At 41.9% G+C, this 19,455-nt stretch carries 16 protein-coding genes; 13 read left to right on the top strand and 3 right to left on the bottom strand.

Going from position 1 to position 19,455, the window contains the following annotated elements:
• Nucleotides 1-68: 68 nt before the first annotated feature.
• Genes ACE1EF_RS08410 through ACE1EF_RS08400 form a run of 3 tightly spaced genes read right to left on the bottom strand, consistent with a single transcriptional unit; the run spans nt 69 to nt 2,422 of the window.
• Complete coding sequence (locus ACE1EF_RS08410; RefSeq protein WP_375720201.1) at nt 69-851, bottom strand: ABC transporter permease; 783 nt, start codon at nt 849-851, stop codon at nt 69-71.
• The gene (locus tag ACE1EF_RS08405) at nt 848-1,771 is read right to left on the bottom strand and encodes an ABC transporter ATP-binding protein (RefSeq protein ID WP_375720200.1); all 924 of its coding nucleotides are present in this window, start codon (nt 1,769-1,771) and stop codon (nt 848-850) included. Before ACE1EF_RS08405 ends, ACE1EF_RS08410 begins: the two co-directional genes overlap by 4 nt.
• Nucleotides 1,772-1,819: 48 nt before the next feature.
• Nucleotides 1,820-2,422: a TetR/AcrR family transcriptional regulator gene (locus tag ACE1EF_RS08400; RefSeq protein ID WP_375720199.1), complete on the bottom strand. Its 603-nt coding sequence runs from the start codon at nt 2,420-2,422 to the stop codon at nt 1,820-1,822.
• Between the two features lie 258 nt (nt 2,423-2,680).
• Between ACE1EF_RS08400 and ACE1EF_RS08395 the strand changes: the two genes are divergently transcribed.
• The 13 genes from ACE1EF_RS08395 (at nt 2,681) to ACE1EF_RS08335 (ending at nt 19,445) form a co-directional block, all read left to right on the top strand.
• Nucleotides 2,681-3,697: a sugar ABC transporter substrate-binding protein gene (locus tag ACE1EF_RS08395; RefSeq protein WP_375720198.1), complete on the top strand. Its 1,017-nt coding sequence runs from the start codon at nt 2,681-2,683 to the stop codon at nt 3,695-3,697.
• A 178-nt stretch (nt 3,698-3,875) separates the two neighbouring features.
• On the top strand, nt 3,876-6,101 hold the full coding sequence (locus ACE1EF_RS08390) for a TonB-dependent receptor (protein ID WP_375720197.1): 2,226 nt from the start codon (nt 3,876-3,878) through the stop codon (nt 6,099-6,101).
• Nucleotides 6,102-6,104: 3 nt separating this feature from the next.
• The gene (locus ACE1EF_RS08385) at nt 6,105-6,875 is read left to right on the top strand and encodes a patatin-like phospholipase family protein (protein WP_375720196.1); all 771 of its coding nucleotides are present in this window, start codon (nt 6,105-6,107) and stop codon (nt 6,873-6,875) included.
• Nucleotides 6,876-6,951: 76 nt separating this feature from the next.
• Complete coding sequence (locus ACE1EF_RS08380) at nt 6,952-7,326, top strand: HYC_CC_PP family protein (protein ID WP_375720195.1); 375 nt, start codon at nt 6,952-6,954, stop codon at nt 7,324-7,326.
• A 58-nt stretch (nt 7,327-7,384) separates the two neighbouring features.
• On the top strand, nt 7,385-11,209 hold the full coding sequence (locus tag ACE1EF_RS08375) for an efflux RND transporter permease subunit (RefSeq protein WP_375720194.1): 3,825 nt from the start codon (nt 7,385-7,387) through the stop codon (nt 11,207-11,209).
• Nucleotides 11,196-12,428 carry a TolC family protein gene (locus ACE1EF_RS08370; protein WP_375720193.1) on the top strand — a complete coding sequence of 411 codons (1,233 nt, stop codon included), beginning with the start codon at nt 11,196-11,198 and terminating at the stop codon, nt 12,426-12,428. Before ACE1EF_RS08375 ends, ACE1EF_RS08370 begins: the two co-directional genes overlap by 14 nt.
• Before the next feature lie 11 nt (nt 12,429-12,439).
• Nucleotides 12,440-14,239 carry an efflux RND transporter periplasmic adaptor subunit gene (locus ACE1EF_RS08365; RefSeq protein ID WP_375720192.1) on the top strand — a complete coding sequence of 600 codons (1,800 nt, stop codon included), beginning with the start codon at nt 12,440-12,442 and terminating at the stop codon, nt 14,237-14,239.
• 6 nt (nt 14,240-14,245) lie between these two features.
• A complete protein-coding gene (locus ACE1EF_RS08360) occupies nt 14,246-14,806 on the top strand; it encodes a helix-turn-helix domain-containing protein (protein WP_375720191.1) in 561 nt (186 codons plus the stop codon).
• A 119-nt stretch (nt 14,807-14,925) separates the two neighbouring features.
• A complete protein-coding gene (locus ACE1EF_RS08355; RefSeq protein WP_375720190.1) occupies nt 14,926-15,117 on the top strand; it encodes a hypothetical protein in 192 nt (63 codons plus the stop codon).
• An 86-nt stretch (nt 15,118-15,203) separates the two neighbouring features.
• Nucleotides 15,204-15,440, top strand: coding sequence for an SHOCT domain-containing protein (locus tag ACE1EF_RS08350; RefSeq protein ID WP_375720189.1), 237 nt, complete (start codon nt 15,204-15,206; stop codon nt 15,438-15,440).
• Between the two features lie 123 nt (nt 15,441-15,563).
• The gene (locus ACE1EF_RS08345; protein ID WP_375720188.1) at nt 15,564-16,106 is read left to right on the top strand and encodes a hypothetical protein; all 543 of its coding nucleotides are present in this window, start codon (nt 15,564-15,566) and stop codon (nt 16,104-16,106) included.
• A gap of 54 nt (nt 16,107-16,160) precedes the next feature.
• Entirely contained in the window at nt 16,161-16,388 is a 228-nt protein-coding gene (locus ACE1EF_RS08340; protein ID WP_375720187.1) for an SHOCT domain-containing protein, read from the top strand.
• A 12-nt stretch (nt 16,389-16,400) separates the two neighbouring features.
• The gene (locus tag ACE1EF_RS08335) at nt 16,401-19,445 is read left to right on the top strand and encodes a copper-transporting P-type ATPase (protein WP_375720186.1); all 3,045 of its coding nucleotides are present in this window, start codon (nt 16,401-16,403) and stop codon (nt 19,443-19,445) included.
• Nucleotides 19,446-19,455: the final 10 nt, after the last annotated feature.

The following is a 19,455-nucleotide window of genomic DNA, read 5'->3' as shown; positions in this document are numbered from 1 at the left end:
ATGAATCAATCACATTTATCAAACAGGGTAAAAATGCACTGATAAATATGCGTGCTAGTAAAATAAAATTACTTCTGATCTGCATAACGCCACCACAAAACAGTTCCGGTAATTCCCAGCACAAAGGTTAAGAACAAAATAACATAGCTTGTATTTACCAGCGCCAGTCCCTGTTCCGGATCTGACACGGTAAAGACACCCGGAATGGCCCACGGGAAATAAGGCCCGAAACCTGCCATTGCCAGAAATTGTGAGAGAATGAGCACCAGAATAACAAAGGCGATTGGTAAAACGATGCCTCTTCCGGCAGCGGCAATAAATGCCACCGGTGTTGTGACCATTAAGGTCAACAGTGCGGTAAATGTAAATTTTAAAAGTGCTGAATTAAATAGCTGTGCCGACCATCCTGGCAGATTCATCCACTGTCCGATTAAAATGGATGCCGCAAAGAACACGATAATCAGTAACAGATTCCAAAGCATGGCAACCAGAAATTTCGACATCACAACCAATGCCCTGTTGACCGGCATCACCATGACATCGGTTATTGTTTTTTCCGTGAACTCCCTGCCAAACACCCATGAAATCACAAAACCGAAACCGATCAGGCCTATGGCCGCCACGGACTGGTTTAAAATATCAAAATACCCCTGCCACGAATTATCCTCAAAGAATTTAGCCTTGGCACCTACAATTCCCATTTTGGCAATAATCTCAGGATGCTGACTCAGGTACATCATAAAACCCATCATACAGGGAATGAAAATAAAGAAACAGATGGTGATCCAAAATAAATTGGCATGCCGGAGTTTCAACCATTCTGTAATAAAAACTGCTTTAAACTGTTTCATTGCTGACCTCCTTTTGCATTAATGGTTCTTAAGAAATAGGATTCCAGGTTCTCCTCTTCTACTTTTAACAAAGATGGAGGCAAACCTGCATTTACCAGAATTACTGCAATATCTGATGGTGATTCCAGGGCACCTTGATCTTCTATTTTTATACTTCCATCAGCAAGCTTACACTTTTGAATGCCATTTTTTTTCAGAATGTTTACCGCAAGCGCATTATCCGCCGTCTGAACCTTCATATATTTTTCACACAACCGGTTCAATTCAGCTGTTTTGAATTCACTGATCAGCCTTGCTTCGTGAATAATTCCTATCCGCTTAGCCATTAAAGAAATTTCGCCCAGGATATGACTTGAAATAAAGATGGTTACACCACGATCCGCTGCCAGAGTCTTCAGCATTTCCCGAATATCATGAATGCCTTCCGGATCCAGTCCGTTGACCGGTTCATCCAGTATCAGTATTTCCGGTTGATGAATCAGTGCCTTTGCCAGTCCCAAACGCTGCGCATTGCCTAAAGAAAGATTCTTTACTTTCCGGTTGGCATATTTTTCCAGTTCCAGTAATTTCAATATGGCATCTACTGCCTTTCTGTCTTTTATGAACCGCAGTCTTCTAATAATCTCCAGATTCTCTCTGACCGAAAGATTCGGATACGCATGCGGCATCTCCACCAGACTGCCGGTTAACCTTAAACCTTCGGCATACCCGGGATGCATTCTTTGTCCTTTTAAATAAACGCTTCCCGAAGAAGGACTAATTAATCCCAGCAGCATTCGGATCGTAGTTGTTTTTCCAGCCCCGTTTAAACCCAGAAAGCCGAAAATCTCACCCTTTTTTATATCCAGATCCAATTCTGATACAGCAACCACATCCTTATAACGTTTTGCAAGTGAACCGGTTTGAATGATACTTTTCATCTCATAATATTTATACCGAACGTTCGGTCGGTTGTTTTGTAAAATTTTTTACGCCTTTAAATTTTCATAAACCGCATTAAAAGCTTCTTTTAATCCTTCGGAATAGCTATCAAATTTATCACTGTTAATGAACCTTATAAAAACCCCGTCAGTGAGATAAAGGAAGGTATCTGCAATAATTTTTGATGGCGTATCCGATTTGATTTCACCACTTTTTTTAGCCTTATCAATAACAGTAATCCATGCCGCACTACTCTTTTCATAAAGCGCATATTCCATTTTAAGGAATTCGGGAAATTTCTTAATGGCTTCAAACATAATCATCATGAAATTCAGGTTTACATCATCTTTTTCAACAATTCCCGTTAATGCATATATCTGTTTAAATGATGCTTCTGTATGCTCTATGTAATCTGTACAGAAATGGTAAAGAGAACCCTGATCAAATGAAGCATAATCAACAGATCCCAAACTGAAAAACATGGATACAATCTCTTTATACAACTCCTCCTTGCTTTTAAAGTAATGATAAAAGGCACCTTTGGATAAACCTGTCTTACCAACAATTTCATTCATGGTGACCTCTTTAAAACTTTTTTGAAGAAACAACACCAGGGAAGTTTTTAATATATATGATTTCGTGTCCTGCATAAACCGACCGTTTGGTTTGTAAAATTATAGCAATATTCCGTAAATACCAAAAAAATCTTTAAACTATAGGAATCCGAATAACGGCAGTTCAATTTCAGATTTCATAAACTTACGTACAACCTAAATGTAATGGATTAAATGTATGATTTACACCCTAAAAACATGTCCAACAACTACTTTTCATATTTCATATTAGTCACTTGTTTTTTATAAATTTAGTACATAAACATCTCGGGATTGTAACAAAACAGATTAAGTATGAAAACTACTTTACGCAAAATTATTATTTTCAGTATGTCTGTTATCTTTCTTGCTGGATGTACCCAGAAAAAAGATGTGGTAATAGGCATTAGTTTAGGACCTAACCAGGAACGATGGCAAAAAGACCTGGATCTGATGACTGAACGATTGGATTATGCAGGTGCCAAAGTATTGGTAAAAGAAGCTCAAAATGATGAAACTGTGCAGGCAGAACAAATTGAGGACTTGTTAAAAAGTAATATTGATGTGCTCATTATTGCACCGGTAAACAGTGAAACCTGTGGTGTAATTGTTAATGAGGCCAAGCAGCAATATCCGGACCTGAAGGTCATTGCCTACGACAGAATTATCAAAAACTGTGATCTCGACTTTTATGTTTCCTTCGACAACATTAAGGTTGGTGAACTACAGGCGGACTATTTAACCCGGATCAAACCGACAGGGAAATATGCCATACTCGGCGGATCGCCTAAAGACAACAATTCCCAGCTACTCAAACTGGGCCAGATGAATATTCTTCAGCCGCTGATTACCAAGGGTGACATTACGATAGTTCTGGATAAATTTGTGGCCGACTGGAATGCGGACAATGCTTACGAAATTATTAACAACTATCTCAATCAGGGCAAAGAACTGGACGCCATTATAGCGTCAAGCGATGAAATAGCAAAGGGTGCATCACGAGCGTTGGAAGAGCATGATTTGTGCAGAAACGTACTCCTGTCAGGACAGGATGCTCAGGCTGATGCCTGCAAACGGATTGCCGAAGGGAAGCAAACGATGACAGTGTACAAATACATTGAATCACTGGCCCATTCCACAGCTAATATCGCTATGCTGATGGCCAAAGATGAACCGGTTCCCAATTCGTTTGTGACGATGAACAATGGGGAGGCTATGGTCCCGGCGTTACTGTTACCATCAATGATACAGGTACATAAAGGCAATATCAGAATGACTGTGATTGCCGATGGCTACCTTGATCGAAAAGAGGTTTTTGGAGACGAGGAATAATAACACACAGAGTTAACAGCAATTCTCTTCATTAATACAGCTTAGTTATTCAGCCTTCCTGATCTGTTCAGGAGGGCTTTTTATTGAAAAGATTAAACTCCTGCCTGAACCAATATTGAACACATTCTGTTTTACTAGCACATTTGACCTCAGAACATTAAAGTATGACGCTCTGAACATGAAGTTATTACTCGCATTATTTATACTTTTCCCTTATCTGACTTTTGCACAGGTTACTGGTCTGGTCATTGATGAAGATACACAACAACCACTGGAAGGTGCAATAGTCGGTTCCGGTTCCCGGTATACTGCCACAAACCGGGACGGTTATTTTGCGTTAAGTAATTCCTCTGATACGCTGAAAATAAGTCTTATTGGTTATCAGGATAAGATTGTAGCTATACAGAATAATGCTTCTAACCTGGTTATATCGTTATCTGCTGAACCTGCTTTCCTGCCTGAAATAAGGATAAGCATCACCCCTTTTAACGATCCACTTAAACAAACTTCCGGCAGTAACTTCATTATTCCGGTTAGTACCATTGAAAAACAGTCGGATTTATCATCGGTCAGTCTGCTTAATCAGGTGCCGGGAATTTATGTTCAGCAGGGAACTTTAAATACCAGCAGGATCACCATTCGTGGCATCGGTTCCAGAACGCCTTATGCCACAAACCGGATCAAAACATATTTTGGTGATATCCCTCTTTCAAACGGTGATGGTGTTTCTGTTATCGAAGATCTGGATCTGAGTGGTATGAGCAGAATAGAAATCCTGAAAGGTCCCGCATCAGCAATCTACGGTTCCGGTCTGGGAGGAGTCATCCGGATTGTGCCTGAGAATAACAGATACAACGGCCTTAACCTGCAATCATCAGCCGCGTCCTTTAACACCTTTCGACACAGTGCAACAGCAGGCTATTCCAAAGGTACTTTTAATACAATGGTTAATTACAGCAACCTCACCTCTGACGGTTTTAGAGAGAATAATAAGTACAGACGACACAATATTTTTCTGAATTCAAATTTCCACGGCGGCAAAACCCATCTTTCGCTGCATATGATTTACACTAAACTCAATGCACAGATTCCAAGTTCCCTTACGTATGAAGATTACAAAAACCATCCTGAAACAGCGGCTTCAAACTGGCAGGCAGTAAAAGGTTACGAAAAGTACCATAAACTTCTTGGCGGGATATCAGCAACAACGAACATACGTAAGCACTGGACAAACAAAGCCAGTGCATATGGCGGCACTTTTAATCAGTATGAATCACGTCCGTTTGATATTTTAAGTGATAAGTCTGTATTCTGGGGATTCAGGGAACGTCTTATCTATGAAAATAATAAGTTTAAAGCATTGCTTGGCACAGAATATTATGGAGAAAAATATGGCTACGACCTCTTTTTTACGAATGAAGGAGAACAAAACGGATTAAAAAATTCAAATAACGAAGTCAGGCAATACATTAATTTCTTCTCCTATGCTTCGTATGATATTTTATCCGGTTTAAAAGCTGATGCCGGATTGAATCTGAATATTCTGAATTACAGCCTGACAGACAATTACGTTCAGGACAACATGGATGTCAGTGGAAATTATACGTATAGACCCATTTTATCTCCGAAAATAGGATTGACATATACCACATCTGAAGAAATTTCATTCTATCTCTCTGCCGGGCACGGATTTTCACATCCATCTCTCGAAGAAACATTGCTTCCTGAAGGAACGGTTAATCCAAATCTTAAACCGGAACAGGGCTACAATATAGAAGCCGGTCTGCGCATGAATTTATTTCGCGGTTTAACATATGCAGAGCTTACCGTGTATAAAGTGTATCTGAATAATCTCTTAGTGATCAAACGTGAAACCGAGGATGTGTTTTATGCCGTGAATGCAGGTAAAACGGAACATCAGGGTATCGAACTCTTGCTACACCAGAAGATAGTGGATCAGAAAGATGGTTTTGGTATAAGTTATACCGGTAGTTTATCCTTATCCAATCATTACTTTACCAGTTTTGCTGATGACAATGTGGATTATTCTGGAAATAAATTACCGGGGATTCCGGGATTTACTTCTGATAATAAACTTAAAATTTCGTACAAGCAACGTTTGACCCTAAGCTCAAACTGGTTCATTTCAGGGCCCCAGTATCTTAACGACGATAACGCAGGAAAAGCTGCCGGATTTTCGGTAATAAATGCCCAAATATCCTGTTTGCTCTACCAGCAAATACGTCTGAAAATTACTATATTTGGACACGTAAACAACATATTAGATACCCGTTATGCATCTATGATACTGGTGAATGCACCATCGTTTAATGGCAATGAACCACGGTATTATTATCCTGGTGATCCCAGAAATATGCAGGCAGGAATTCGTTTAACATTTTAAACTATGTTTGAGAAGTACAAAATAGGCCTTGTTTTAGGTGGTGGTGGAGCCAGGGGGATCGCCCATCTGGGTGTTGCCAAAGCCATGTATGAACTGGGATTAAAACCCGATGTTATTTCCGGGGTCAGTGCAGGATCCATAGCAGGATCCTTTTTAGCTGCAGGTCTGGATCCGGAACATGTTTACGAACTGATAAAAGAGTGGGGATTTTTGAAATTCTCGAAAATAATTGTACCAAAAACAGGACTTTTCAAACTGACCGGACTGGCTGAACTTCTAAAAAAAGAGATCAAACAGGAAAATATTGAAGACCTCCCGATCGATTTCTGGATAGCCGTATCCAATATAACAGAAGGCAAAGTTGAATACTATAATACAGGATCAATCTATCAACTGGTTATGGCTTCGTCAAGTATACCTGTTATTTTTGAACCGGTTAAGCTGAATGGTGCTGTATATGTCGATGGCGGTTTATATGATAACTTACCGGTAGCCCCGATTAAAGATGACTGTAAAAAGATTATTGCTGTAAATCTTGAACCACATATCAGTAAACAAAAACTGGAGAATCTGTTTCAGGTTGCTGTCAGAACATTTCATTTAAGTGTGGAATCCAATACCAGGGAGAGTAAAAAAGCCTGTGATGTTATCATTGAGCCAAGTGAACTGAACAAATACGACATCCTGCAGATTAAGGATACAGATAAACTTTTCAATCTCGGCTACAGGTCTGCATTAGAGAAACTTAAGAATTTAAAAATACCAATCCTATAAATTTAATAGCATTTTTTAGATTATTTAAGTTCCTGATAATAAATAAACATTTAACTTTGCAGCACGTTTTAAGGGTATGCGATTAATAGTGAACATAGCAGTCAGTCTGATGATGATAGTTGCCACAACAGGAATTACTATATCCAAACACTACTGCCATAACCATTTGGTTGATGTTTCTGTTAACCATCATTCTGACAAATGCTGTGATACAGGTTGCAACTCCTGTAAAGATGAAGTTTCCTCTTACAAGGTTACCGATAATTTTTTAGGACCCGATGTAATGGCATCCTTGCCTTTAAATGTGATCCAGTTATATCTCAATACAGCTTTATTCTTACAGAAAGTATCAACAGAACCGGAATCACACTATTTCACTGAACTGGATACCGGACCACCACCGGCTAAAACAATATCCAGACTTTCTGAATTACAGACTTTCATTATTTGATTTACCATATTGTTTTAATGGGTTAACCAACACATTACGGAACAATAACAGGTAAATTATGCTTAATAAAATCATTCGTTTTTTTCTTGAAAACAAACTGGTTACATTTTTAATACTGCTTGTTTTCATCAGTTGGGGAATCATTAATTCTCCGTTCGGTTGGGAAACAGGAATTCTCCCTTCCGATCCGGTTCCCGTAGATGCCATTCCGGATATCGGCGAGAACCAGCAAATAGTATATACAGAGTGGGCCGGTCGTTCACCGCAGGATATTGAGGACCAGATTTCCTATCCTCTTACCACGGCTCTGCTTGGCATTCCTGGTGTAAAAACCATTCGAAGTAATTCCATTTTCGGATTGTCCAGTATCTACATCATTTTCGATGATGATGTAGATTTTTACTGGAGCAGGACCAGGATACTGGAAAAGCTGAACTCATTGCCTGCGGGTACTCTGCCTCAGGATGTCTCTCCTGCCCTGGGACCGGATGCCACTGCGCTGGGACAGGTGTTTTGGTACACCCTTGAAGGGCGCGATAAAGATGGAAATCCGGCAGGTGGATGGGACCCTCAGGAACTGCGTACCATCCAGGATTTTTACGTCCGCTACGGCCTTACTTCAGCCAAAGGAGTTTCCGAAGTAGCTTCCATAGGTGGTTTTGTAAAAGAATACCAGGTGGATATTGACCCGAATGCCATGAAAGCTTATGGGGTGAATGTGGCCCAGATTATGGCAGCCGTTAAAAACAGCAACCTGGATATCGGTGCACGGACCATTGAATACAACCGTGTGGAATATCTTGTCAGGGTACTGGGTTACATCAGGAATATTAATGATCTGGAGGAAAGTGTGGTTACCACAAGGGACAATGTGCCGGTTCGTCTGAAAGATGTGGCTAAAGTCAATTACGGACCTGCAACCCGTCGTGGAGGACTCGATAAAGGAGGCGCCGAAGCGGTCGGTGGTGTTGTTGTTGCCAGGTATGGTGCTAATCCCATGAAAACCATTGAAAACCTAAAGGATAAGATCGCCGAAATTGCACCGGGTCTGCCTTCCAAAACACTTTCAGACGGCACCGTTTCGAAAGTAACCATCGTTCCGTTTTACGATCGCACAGGTCTGATAAAAGAAACCCTGGGCACACTGGAAGAAGCGCTCTCCCTTGAAATTCTGATCAGTATTCTTGTAGTGATTGTGCTGGTGTTAAACCTAAGGGCATCCTTTCTGATCTCCAGTCTGCTGCCCATCGGTGTACTGATGACCTTTATCATTATGCGTCGCTTTGGCGTAGATGCCAATATCGTGGCACTTTCGGGAATAGCCATTGCCATTGGGGTTATGGTGGATGTAGGTGTAGTGTTCACTGAAAATATCATCCGGCATCTGGACATGCCGGAGAATAAGGGTGCTAAAGGACGAAGACTGCTCACAGTGGTTTACGACGCTACAGTTGAGGTAGCCGGTGCCGTTATCACTGCGCTTGCGACTACTGTAGTCAGTTTTTTACCGGTATTTGCCATGCAGGCGGCCGAGGGTAAACTGTTTCGGCCCCTCGCGTTCACCAAAACCTTTGCCATGTTATCGGCACTTTTCATCGGAATCGTATTCATTCCGATGTTGGCCAATATGATTTTTTCCATACGGTTCGATAAAAAGAAGATCCGGTTTATCTTTAATATCATTCTGGCGGCAGCCGGTTTACTGCTGGCCGTTTTTACTGGAAATCTGATTGCGCTTATCCTTATGGCCGTTGGAGTAAATAATCTGTATGAAAACCGCTGGCCGGAAGATAAACGCAAATACGTGAACCTGATCAATGTAATCCTTACCCTGTTCGTCGTCATCTATTATCTTACACAAATCTGGATGCCACTTGGTGCACAGACCAGTTTCTTTGTCAACTATCTGTTTGCCATTGTGCTGGTAGGGATCATCCTGGGCACACTTATGTCCATTGTTCATTTTTACCCCGTAATACTGAAATGGTGCCTGAGCCATAAGTGGCAGTTTCTATCCATACCGGTTTTGGTGGTCATATTCGGAATTATGGTATGGCAGGGATTTGGTAAAGTATTCGGCTTCATGCCTGATGGATTAAAAAATACGTCCGTATGGCAGTCCGCAGAAAGCACATTTCCCGGTGTTGGAAAAGAATTTATGCCCACACTTGATGAAGGTTCTTTTCTGTTAATGCCTACTACAATGCCTCATTCCGGAATAGCTGAAAACCTGGAAGTGATTGCCCTTCTTGATAAACGAATCAATTCTATTCCTGAAGTGGAAAATGTTGTCGGAAAATGGGGCCGAGTAAACTCAGCCCTTGACCCGGCACCAACCTCTATGTACGAAAATATCATCAATTACAAACCGGAATATATTCTGAATGAGGACGGACACCGGATGCGGTTCAAAACCGACAAGGATGATGCCTTTATTTTGAAGGATGGTTCAACCTATAAACAGGACAGGGATGGTTTTCGCAGCATTGATAAATCGCGGCTTATTCAGGATAAACACGGAGACTATTTCAGACAGTGGCGTGATGAAATCCGGACACCTGATGATATATGGAATGAAATCATAAAAAAAGCGACTATTCCGGGATTAACATCGGCACCAAAGCTACAGCCCATACAAACACGGCTGATCATGCTACAGACCGGTATGCGCGCACCAATGGGAATTAAGGTATTTGGTCCAAACCTGGAAACCATCGAAAAAACAGGATTGGAACTGGAACATGCACTAAAGCAAGTGGATGGTGTGGAACCCATGTCTGTTTTCGCCGACCGTGTGGTTGGAAAGCCTTACCTGGAGATGGAAATCGACCGGGATGCTGTAGCCAGGTACGGACTCAGCATACAACAACTCCAGAACGTACTGAGTGGCGCTGTGGGTGGTATGAAACTATCCTCTACAGTTGAAGGTCGTGAGCGGTATGCTGTACGAATGCGCTATGCACGTGAATTCAGGGACAATCCTGAGGACCTGAAAAAAATTCTTATCCCGACACCCACGGGGGCACAAATACCTTTGGGGCAACTGGTTCATATCAAATACGTCCGGGGTCCTCAAATGATTAAAAGTGAAAACACCTTTTTAGTAGGGTATGTCATCTTTGACAAAAAACCGGGATATGCCGAAGTAGATGTGGTTGAGAATGCACAAAAACACCTCAACAACTTGATTTCCGGCAGATCATTGAAAATCCCTGCCAATGTGAACTACGTATTTACCGGGAATTATGAAAACCAGATCAGAGCGACAAAACGCTTAATGATTGTTGTGCCGGTTTCGCTGGTCATTATTTTCCTGATTTTATTCTTCCAGTTCAGGTCTGTCATTGTCTCTTTAATGACATTTTCAGGTATTCTGGTGGCATTTTCCGGTGGATTTATGATGATCTGGCTTTACGGCCAGCCCTGGTTTATGAATTTCAGTATCGCCGGAACCAACATCCATGAGCTTTTTCAGATGGGGACCATTAATCTGAGTGTGGCTGTCTGGGTAGGGTTTATTGCCCTGTTTGGAGTAGCCACTGATGACGGTGTTATTGTTGGAACCTACCTGAAACAGGTGTTTGAAAAAAACAAACCCTTAAGCATTGCAGAAGTGAGAAAGTCGGTACTCGAAGCCGGATCCAAACGGGTAAGGCCCGCAATGATGACTGCAGCGACTACCATTATAGCCCTGATACCGGTCCTGACATCCACAGGTAAAGGATCCGATATCATGGTCCCTATGGCTATACCGCTGTTTGGAGGTATGATCATTCAGGTAATGACGATGTTCGTTGTACCGGTATTCTACAGCATGTGGCAGGAAAAACGTGTAAAAAAGGAACTAAAATCAATAAAACACAACAAACATGAAGAAGCATAGAATCATTTTAGGAATCCTTTTCCTGATGCTTACTTCAGGAGTATGGGCCCAGAGTGCACTGAATGGATATCTGCAGAAGGCAGCTGAAAATAATCCGAATCTGAAGATGAAATTCAATGCTTACATGGCGGCGCTTGAAGTGGCTCCCCAGGTAAAGGCTTTGCCTGATCCACAGGTGGCTTTCGCTTACTTTGTGCAACCCGTTGAAACGCGGGTGGGACCACAACGTTTAAAGCTGTCTGCTTCGCAAATGTTTCCGTGGTTCGGAACATTAGGGAACAGGGAAAATGTGGCTCTACAGAAAGCCAGATCAAAATACGAGGCTTTTGAAGATGCGAAGTCCGGATTATTTAACGATGTACGGAATACCTATTATAATCTCTATCTGAACCGGAAGGCTATTGCCATTACCAGAGAGAACATCGGCATTCTGGAAAGCTTCAGAAAACTTGCAACCGTAAAGGTTGAGGCTGGGCTGGTTTCTTCGCTCGATGAATACCGGATTACGATAGAGATCAATGATCTGGAAAATCAGCTGGCCCTGTTAAATGATAAACAACATGTTCTTGAAACAACGTTTTACAGCTTACTTAATGACGAAGGTACGTTTTTAATTGAGGTACCGGATTCGCTTTGGCTGAATGACTTCCCGCTGAGTCGTGAGACAGCGCTGGATTCAGTTCTGACACGCAACCATCAGATATCCGCGATCAGCTACGAACAAAATGCGCTGGACTACCGGAAAGAATTAGCTTCAGATATGGGTAAACCCTCCTTTAAGATCGGGCTTGACTACACCATAATCGGGAAGGGGGAAAACAATCTTGCCGGCACGGATGCATTTATGTTTCCGACTGTTGGTGTAAGCATTCCTTTGTACCGCAGCAAGTATAAAGCGATGATAAGAGAGGTCAATTATCAGGAATCGGCTAAGGAAAGTGAGAAAGAAGGAAAAAAGAACCAGTTAACTGTACTATTTGAAAACAGCTGGAAAGATTACAGGGATGCTAAGCGTCGCATTCAGCTTTATCGTACACAGCTGGATCTTGCACACAAATCACTTTCACTGCTGGAAACAGACTATGCCACGGGTAACCGTAATTTTGAAGAAATCCTTCGCATGGAACGCAAAGTTCTGGCCTATAATCTTGAACTGGAAAAGGCTAAAACAGATAAACAGGCATCGATTTCATTTATCAACTATTTAATGGGCAATTAATACCGGAAATCATGAAACAGATATTTATAAAGATACAGGAAAATTACAAATTGATTTTAGGAACCCTGATAGCAGGACTCTTCATAGGGTGGCTGTTTTTCCATCAGGGAAATAAACAAAGTACAGCACCGGCCGGACAGGAAATTCACGAAGGACATTCCCATAAAGAGGAGACCACCATCTGGACCTGTTCCATGCATCCTCAGGTAAGGAGCGACAAACCGGGACAATGTCCAATCTGTGGCATGGATCTTATTCCGCTCAGCTCTCTGCAGGCAGACGAAAGTGTTAATCCTGATGAGATCAGCATGACTGAATCTGCTATAAAGCTGGCCGATGTTCAAACCATGACGGTCACCAGGGGAACACCTCAGAAAACCATCTATCTTCAGGGCAAGATACAGGTGGATGAACGCAATATTGCCGAGCTGACCGCTCGTTATGGTGGACGCATAGAAAAGTTATTTATCAACTTTACAGGGCAGAAAGTCCGTAAGGGAGAAAAACTGGCATCCATTTATTCGCCGGAACTGATCGCTGCTCAACGGGAACTTCTGGAAGCCATTAGCTTTAAAACATCGAGACCTGCCATATACCATGCGGCAAAGTCAAAGCTAAAACTGTGGGATCTCACCGATGATCAGATTCAGGCAATTGAGGAGAAAGGAGAACCACAGCTAAATTTCAACGTATTATCTCCTATTTCAGGAACCGTTATGATGCGGCATGTGGCCCTTGGAGATTATGTAAAGGAAGGTAATCCACTGTTCCGTATCGCAGATCTTTCACATTTGTGGGTTGTATTTGATGCCTATGAAAGCGATCTGCCGTGGATTAAAGAAGGTGATATGGTTAATTTTACGGTTCAGGCCCTTCCCGGAAAGACATATAAAGGAAAAGTCAGTTATATAGATCCGTTTATCAGCAGTTCAACGCGTGTGGCCAGAGTCAGGGTCAATGTTGACAATAAGGAAGATGCATTAAAACCCGAGATGTTTGTTAACGGCACAGTGGAATCGGAGTTTACAGCCAGCAGTAATGACCTTCTGATTCCAAAATCTGCCGTATTATGGACCGGTAAAAGAGCTGTGGTTTATGTTAAAGTGCCCGAGCGTGAAAATCCAACCTTTTTATACCGGCAAATTGACCTTGGTCCGGAAGCGGGTAATTTTTATGTCGTGGCCAGTGGACTGACGGCCGGAGAAGAAATTGCGGTGAACGGTGTATTTAAAATTGATGCAGCGGCACAGCTGCAGGGAGCAAAAAGCATGATGAATCCAGGAAGCACGGGTGAGGGCCTTAATAAAAGTGAAACCCTCACGAAGAGCCAGGAGAATAACAATGTTATTCAGCCCCAAACTACTGATCCTGAGTTTCAGTCCCAACTGATAACAGTTTACCATTCATATCTGAAAATGAAAGATGCGTTTGTGGCATCAGACCCTGGATTGATAAGTAAAGAGGCTGCAGATGTTATAAGTGCCATGGGGAAGGTTGACATGGAACTGTTAAAAGGTGAAAGCCATATGGTGTGGATGAATCAGCTAAAAGTTTTGAAACAGAAACTTTCTGACATTTCCGGTTCAAATGATTTAGAGAAACAGCGTGCAGCATTCGTTGGTTTTAATGAAACATTCTATAAAACAGTTAAAACATTTGATTTAAAGGATATTACAACTTATTATCAGTTTTGTCCAATGGCCAACAATGACAAAGGCGCCTTCTGGTTCAGTAATTCAGAAGATATTCGAAATCCCTATTTTGGTGAGGATATGCTGACCTGTGGGGCAACAGAAGAAGTTTTAAAATAAAATACCATGAAAATCTACATTAAAAACATGGTTTGTAACCGATGCATCATGGCTGTTTCCGGTATCTTTTCCGATGCAGGTTACGGTAATGCCCGGGTTGAAATGGGCAAAGTGACCATTGATTCAGAAATATCTGATGCAGAAATGCATGACATTGAAAAAGCGTTGAATGAAACCGGTTTTGAACTGATTAGTGACGCACGCAGCCGTTTGATAGAACAGATTAAAAAGCTGACCATTGAATATGTATATAAAGAAACAGGCGAAAAAACCCGGAATTTCTCTGACTACCTGGCAGATAAGCTAAACCTGGATTATAATTATCTGAGTTCGCTTTTCTCATCTGTGGAAGGAACCACCATAGAAAAACATCTGATCAGTCTTAAAATTGAGCGGGTGAAAGAACTATTGGTGTACGATGAAATGACATTAAGTGAGATAGCCTTTGAACTGGGATACAGCAGCGTGGCACATCTTTCCGGGCAGTTTAAAAAAGTTACAGGGTTTACACCTTCATATTTTAAAAACCTGGGAGATCAGAAACGTCAATCCATTGATAAGGTATGAACTGTTCGTGTAAACTCAGTTTTAAACTTTTTTACACTAAATAAGGTGAAATATCTAAGCATTTAAGCATTCATAATGTTATTGATAATGAAGACATTGAATATTCAAAGCATATTAAAATGATATTTAAAACAATCATATTATCAGTTTTGCTTCTGGCTGTTTTAATGTTGCTATTCAGTTTTAAGCTGTTTGTTAGAAAAGATGCCAAAATCAATATCCGGTCATGTGCTATGGATGACAGCGGGAACTGCAATAAATGTGATATTACAGATGGAGCAGAATGTCCTGAAGAGCAACAGGAAACCTGAAAATGATGTAACACAAACTAAAAATAGTGTAATGTTTCCGGGCTTAAAGGGACGTAACTTTATGATAATTAAAAACGGAGGTTAAAATGTACGGTTTTAATGGAATGTATTGGGGAATGATGGGATACGGTTGGATTGCCGGAGTCATCCTGATGGTCATCCTAGCATGGATTATATTCCGGGTAATTGAACCTGAAACATATCCCCAAAGCAGGCACAGGAAATCTGCCCTGGACATCTTAAAAGAAAGGTATGCCAAAGGTGAAATCGGAACCAGGGAGTTTGAGAAAAAATCAGAATTGATCAAGGATCAATCGAAGTAACAGAAAATCGGTATGTTGAAAATAATTGACAGATGTACCACCCTTATAAGTGTGAAAGCACAGTATAACATATATCGTATCAACACGATGATTTAATAGTTTTAATCTTAAAAATTCAATGTCATGAAAACATTAATGGTAATAATTTCAATGTTTGCCCTGATGACAATGAACAGTTTCGGACAGACAAAAACGATCAATAAACTGCTTGAAAATAAAGAGAGCAAACAGGAGTTGTTTAATGCCATACAGAACGATCATCAGCTCATGTCAGAGTTCATGCAGAACATGCATGGCAACCAGCACGCCATGATGATGTGGAACAATGCACAAATGAACGGCGACAATGAGAACAGCAACATGAACGGACAGCATATGATGCATCAGAACGGGACCATGAATGATTCTGCTCAGCAGTACATGATGAACAGAAGCCAGATGATGAGTTTAATGCATAATAATCCGCAAATGATGCAGTTGATGATGAAAAATATGGTGAATGTAAGTGCCACTGATACTGTAATGAGTCAGCACCTGGTCAACCAGATGATGCAATATCCGCAAATGATGTATATGATGAATCATCAGGGACACATGGGTAACGGCGGCAATGGCATGATGATGAACCAGAATCATCATATGCAGATGAACTCTCAAAGCAACTGATTTTCAGTTGGCATATGAACAAACAGAATTTAGTTTAATACAAAACAACTTATCATGCACGGTTATGGAGGAATGAATTGGGGAATGGGATTTGGCTGGATCATTGGGATCATAGTGGTGATCCTGATCATCTGGATCATTTCCAGAACTGTGAACAGAGGCCCGAATATGACTTCCCAAAGCAGTAAATCAGCTCTGGATATTTTAAATGAAAGATATGCCAGGGGAGAAATAGACGATAAAGAATACGAAGAAAAAGCAAAACGCATTAAGGAGCGTTAAAACATTCTGGATATGGAATACACAGATATTAAGACCTATTATTGCCCGATGAAATGTGAAGGTGATAAAACATATGATAGTCCGGGTGACTGTCCTGTATGTGGCATGCATCTTGTCGCTGACAGCGCTGAACAAAAAGTTCAAAGTAAGGCGCAACATCACGCACATAACAACAGCAACGACACCTGGTTTTGTCCAATGAAATGCGAGGGAGACAAAACATATGGTTCATCCGGAAAATGTCCGGTCTGTGGAATGAACCTTGTTAAGAAGGATTCGCAAAATTCAGCAATGCATACACATAAAAACGCCTTTGTAATGGCTCCAAAGGATCAGGATAAAGCCTGGTATTGCCCCATGAAATGTGAAGGAGACAAAACATATGATGAACCCGGGAAATGCCCTGTATGCGGTATGAACCTGAAGGCAACAAAAACTGAAGCTTCATCCGAAGGTAAACCGTCATTTAGCATGGTGCCCCAAAATAACGGTAATGCATGGTACTGTCCGATGAAGTGTGAAGGTGAAAAAACATACAACGAAAAAGGCAAATGTCCTGTATGTGGCATGAACCTAGTTCCTGTGGGATCCAAAGCACATGCTCATTCTCACTCCGGGGCTCATGCGCATCATGAACACCGGCACCATATCCATAAGGAAGCAGATACGAGTCATCAGAACTATTACTGCCCAATGAAGTGTGAGGGCGATAAAACCTACAATGAACCGGGCGACTGTCCCGTTTGTGGCATGCATCTGATTCCGGTTGGCGAAGAAATGAAAATGCCGGAACATAAACCTCATGTGCATAAAAAAGACAATGCAGGAAAGTATTATTGTCCGATGCAGTGCGAAGGAGACAAAACTTACGACAAGCCCGGTGATTGCCCGGTTTGTGGCATGCACCTGAATAAGATTGAATCGGCTTCAAAATCAACGCAAACTGAAACGGTTTATACCTGTCCGATGCATCCTAAGGTAAAACAGGATCATCCGGGGACATGCCCTAAGTGCGGGATGGATCTCGTTCCTGAAAAACAGCAGAAAAAAAGCGATACTGAAAAGGCTTATCTTAAAATGGCCAGAAAGTTCTGGATTGCACTGGCTTTCACCATTCCTGTTTTTATCATTGCCATGTCGGGCATGGTTAGCTTTCTGAATCTGGAAAGCCTTGCATCGAAAAAAGTGTGGTCCTGGATAGAATTTGCCCTGGCTTCACCGGTGGTATTTTATGCAGGATGGGATTTCTTCAAGCGGGGTTACAGTTCCATCCGTAGACGTTCGCCCAACATGTGGACCCTGATTTCCATCGGCGTCGGTGCTGCCTATATCTTTAGCGTTCTTGCACTGATTATGCCCGGAATCTTCCCGGATCAGTTCAAAGATGATCAGGGTAATGTGCATGTGTACTTCGAAGCTTCAGCCATGATACTGACCCTGGTATTAATTGGTCAGGTGATGGAACTGAGAGCCCATAATAAAACCAACTCGGCATTAAAATCCTTGCTTGACCTGGTGCCTCCGGTTGCACACATCTTACATCAGAATCAGGAAGAAGAGATTCCGCTTGAAGAGGTTCAGGCCGGAGATGTTTTAATTGTAAAACCGGGTGAAAAGGTTCCTGTAGACGGCACCATCATCAAAGGTGAAGCCACAATTGATGAAAGCATGATTACGGGAGAATCCATTCCGGTAGACAAATCAGTGGATGATCAAGTCACGGGTGGAACAATCAACGGGAAGACCACATTCCGGATGAAAGCTGAAAAAGTGGGATCAGACACCCTGCTATCACAAATTATTGATATGGTCAACCAGGCCAGCCGGACAAGGGCACCAATACAGAATATAGCAGATATAGCTGCAAAGTATTTTGTGCAGATCATTGTGGCTGTGGCGTTAATTACCTTCGCCATTTGGGCCATATGGGGACCTGAACCGGCCTATGTATATGCCTTTGTCAATGCAGTCTCCGTATTGATTATTGCATGTCCCTGCGCTTTGGGACTGGCAACTCCGATGTCGGTTATGGTAGGAACCGGACGCGGAGCTCAATCCGGTGTTCTGGTTAAAGATGCGCGGGCTATTGAAGAAATGAATAAAGTGGATACCCTGATTGTGGATAAAACAGGAACGCTAACTGAAGGAAAACCCAAACTGCAGCGGTATAAATCTTTTGGCAAACTCAGCGATGAAGATGTTCTTCAGCTGGCAGCCTCTATAGATGCCAACAGTGAGCATCCACTTGCAGATGCTATTGTCAATGGTGCAAAAGACAAAAACATAAAACTTTTTGAAGTCGGGAAATTTGAGTCCGTATCGGGAAAAGGCGTTCATGCCGTATATAAGGGGAAGAAAACAGGTTTAGGTAACCAACGTTTTCTTAAGGAATTTGGAGTCGAACCGGACAAAACAGTTGAAGATACTGTGGAAAGATGGCAATCGGAAGGACATACAGTGATGTACCTTGTAACAGACCATAACGTTGAAGGCATCATAAGTGTTGCCGACTCCATTAAAAAGTCTACGGCTAAAGCGATTAAAGCATTGCATCAAATGGGTGTTAAAATACATATGTTAACCGGTGACAATCAGTTTACGGCCAAAACCGTTGCCGAAGAACTTAAGCTGGACAGCTATACCGCCGAATGTCTGCCGGATGACAAATACAACAAGGTGAAAGAACTGCAGGAACAGGGCCATATCGTAGCCATGGCCGGAGATGGCATTAACGATGCCCCTGCCCTGACCCAGGCCAACATCGGTATTGCCATGGGAACAGGAACTGACATTGCCATGCAGAGCGCTGAAATAACCCTTGTAAAAGGTGATCTTAACGGTATTGTCAGGGCACGGGAACTGAGTCATAAAGTCATGCGAAACATTAAGCAGAACTTGTTCTTTGCCTTTGTCTACAATGCTTTGGGTGTTCCCATTGCCGCAGGAATTCTTTTCCCGTTCTTCGGTATTTTACTGTCGCCGGTTATTGCTGCAACCGCCATGAGTTTCAGTTCGGTATCGGTCATATCAAATGCATTACGATTGAGAAAACAATGATTTATTAGAC

Source organism: Quyinboa sediminis (assembly GCF_042219855.1).
GTDB lineage: Bacteria > Bacteroidota > Bacteroidia > Bacteroidales > UBA5342 > JBHJHP01.
The sequence above is the reverse complement of the archived record's forward strand: the minus strand, read 5'-3'. Positions and strand labels throughout refer to the sequence as shown.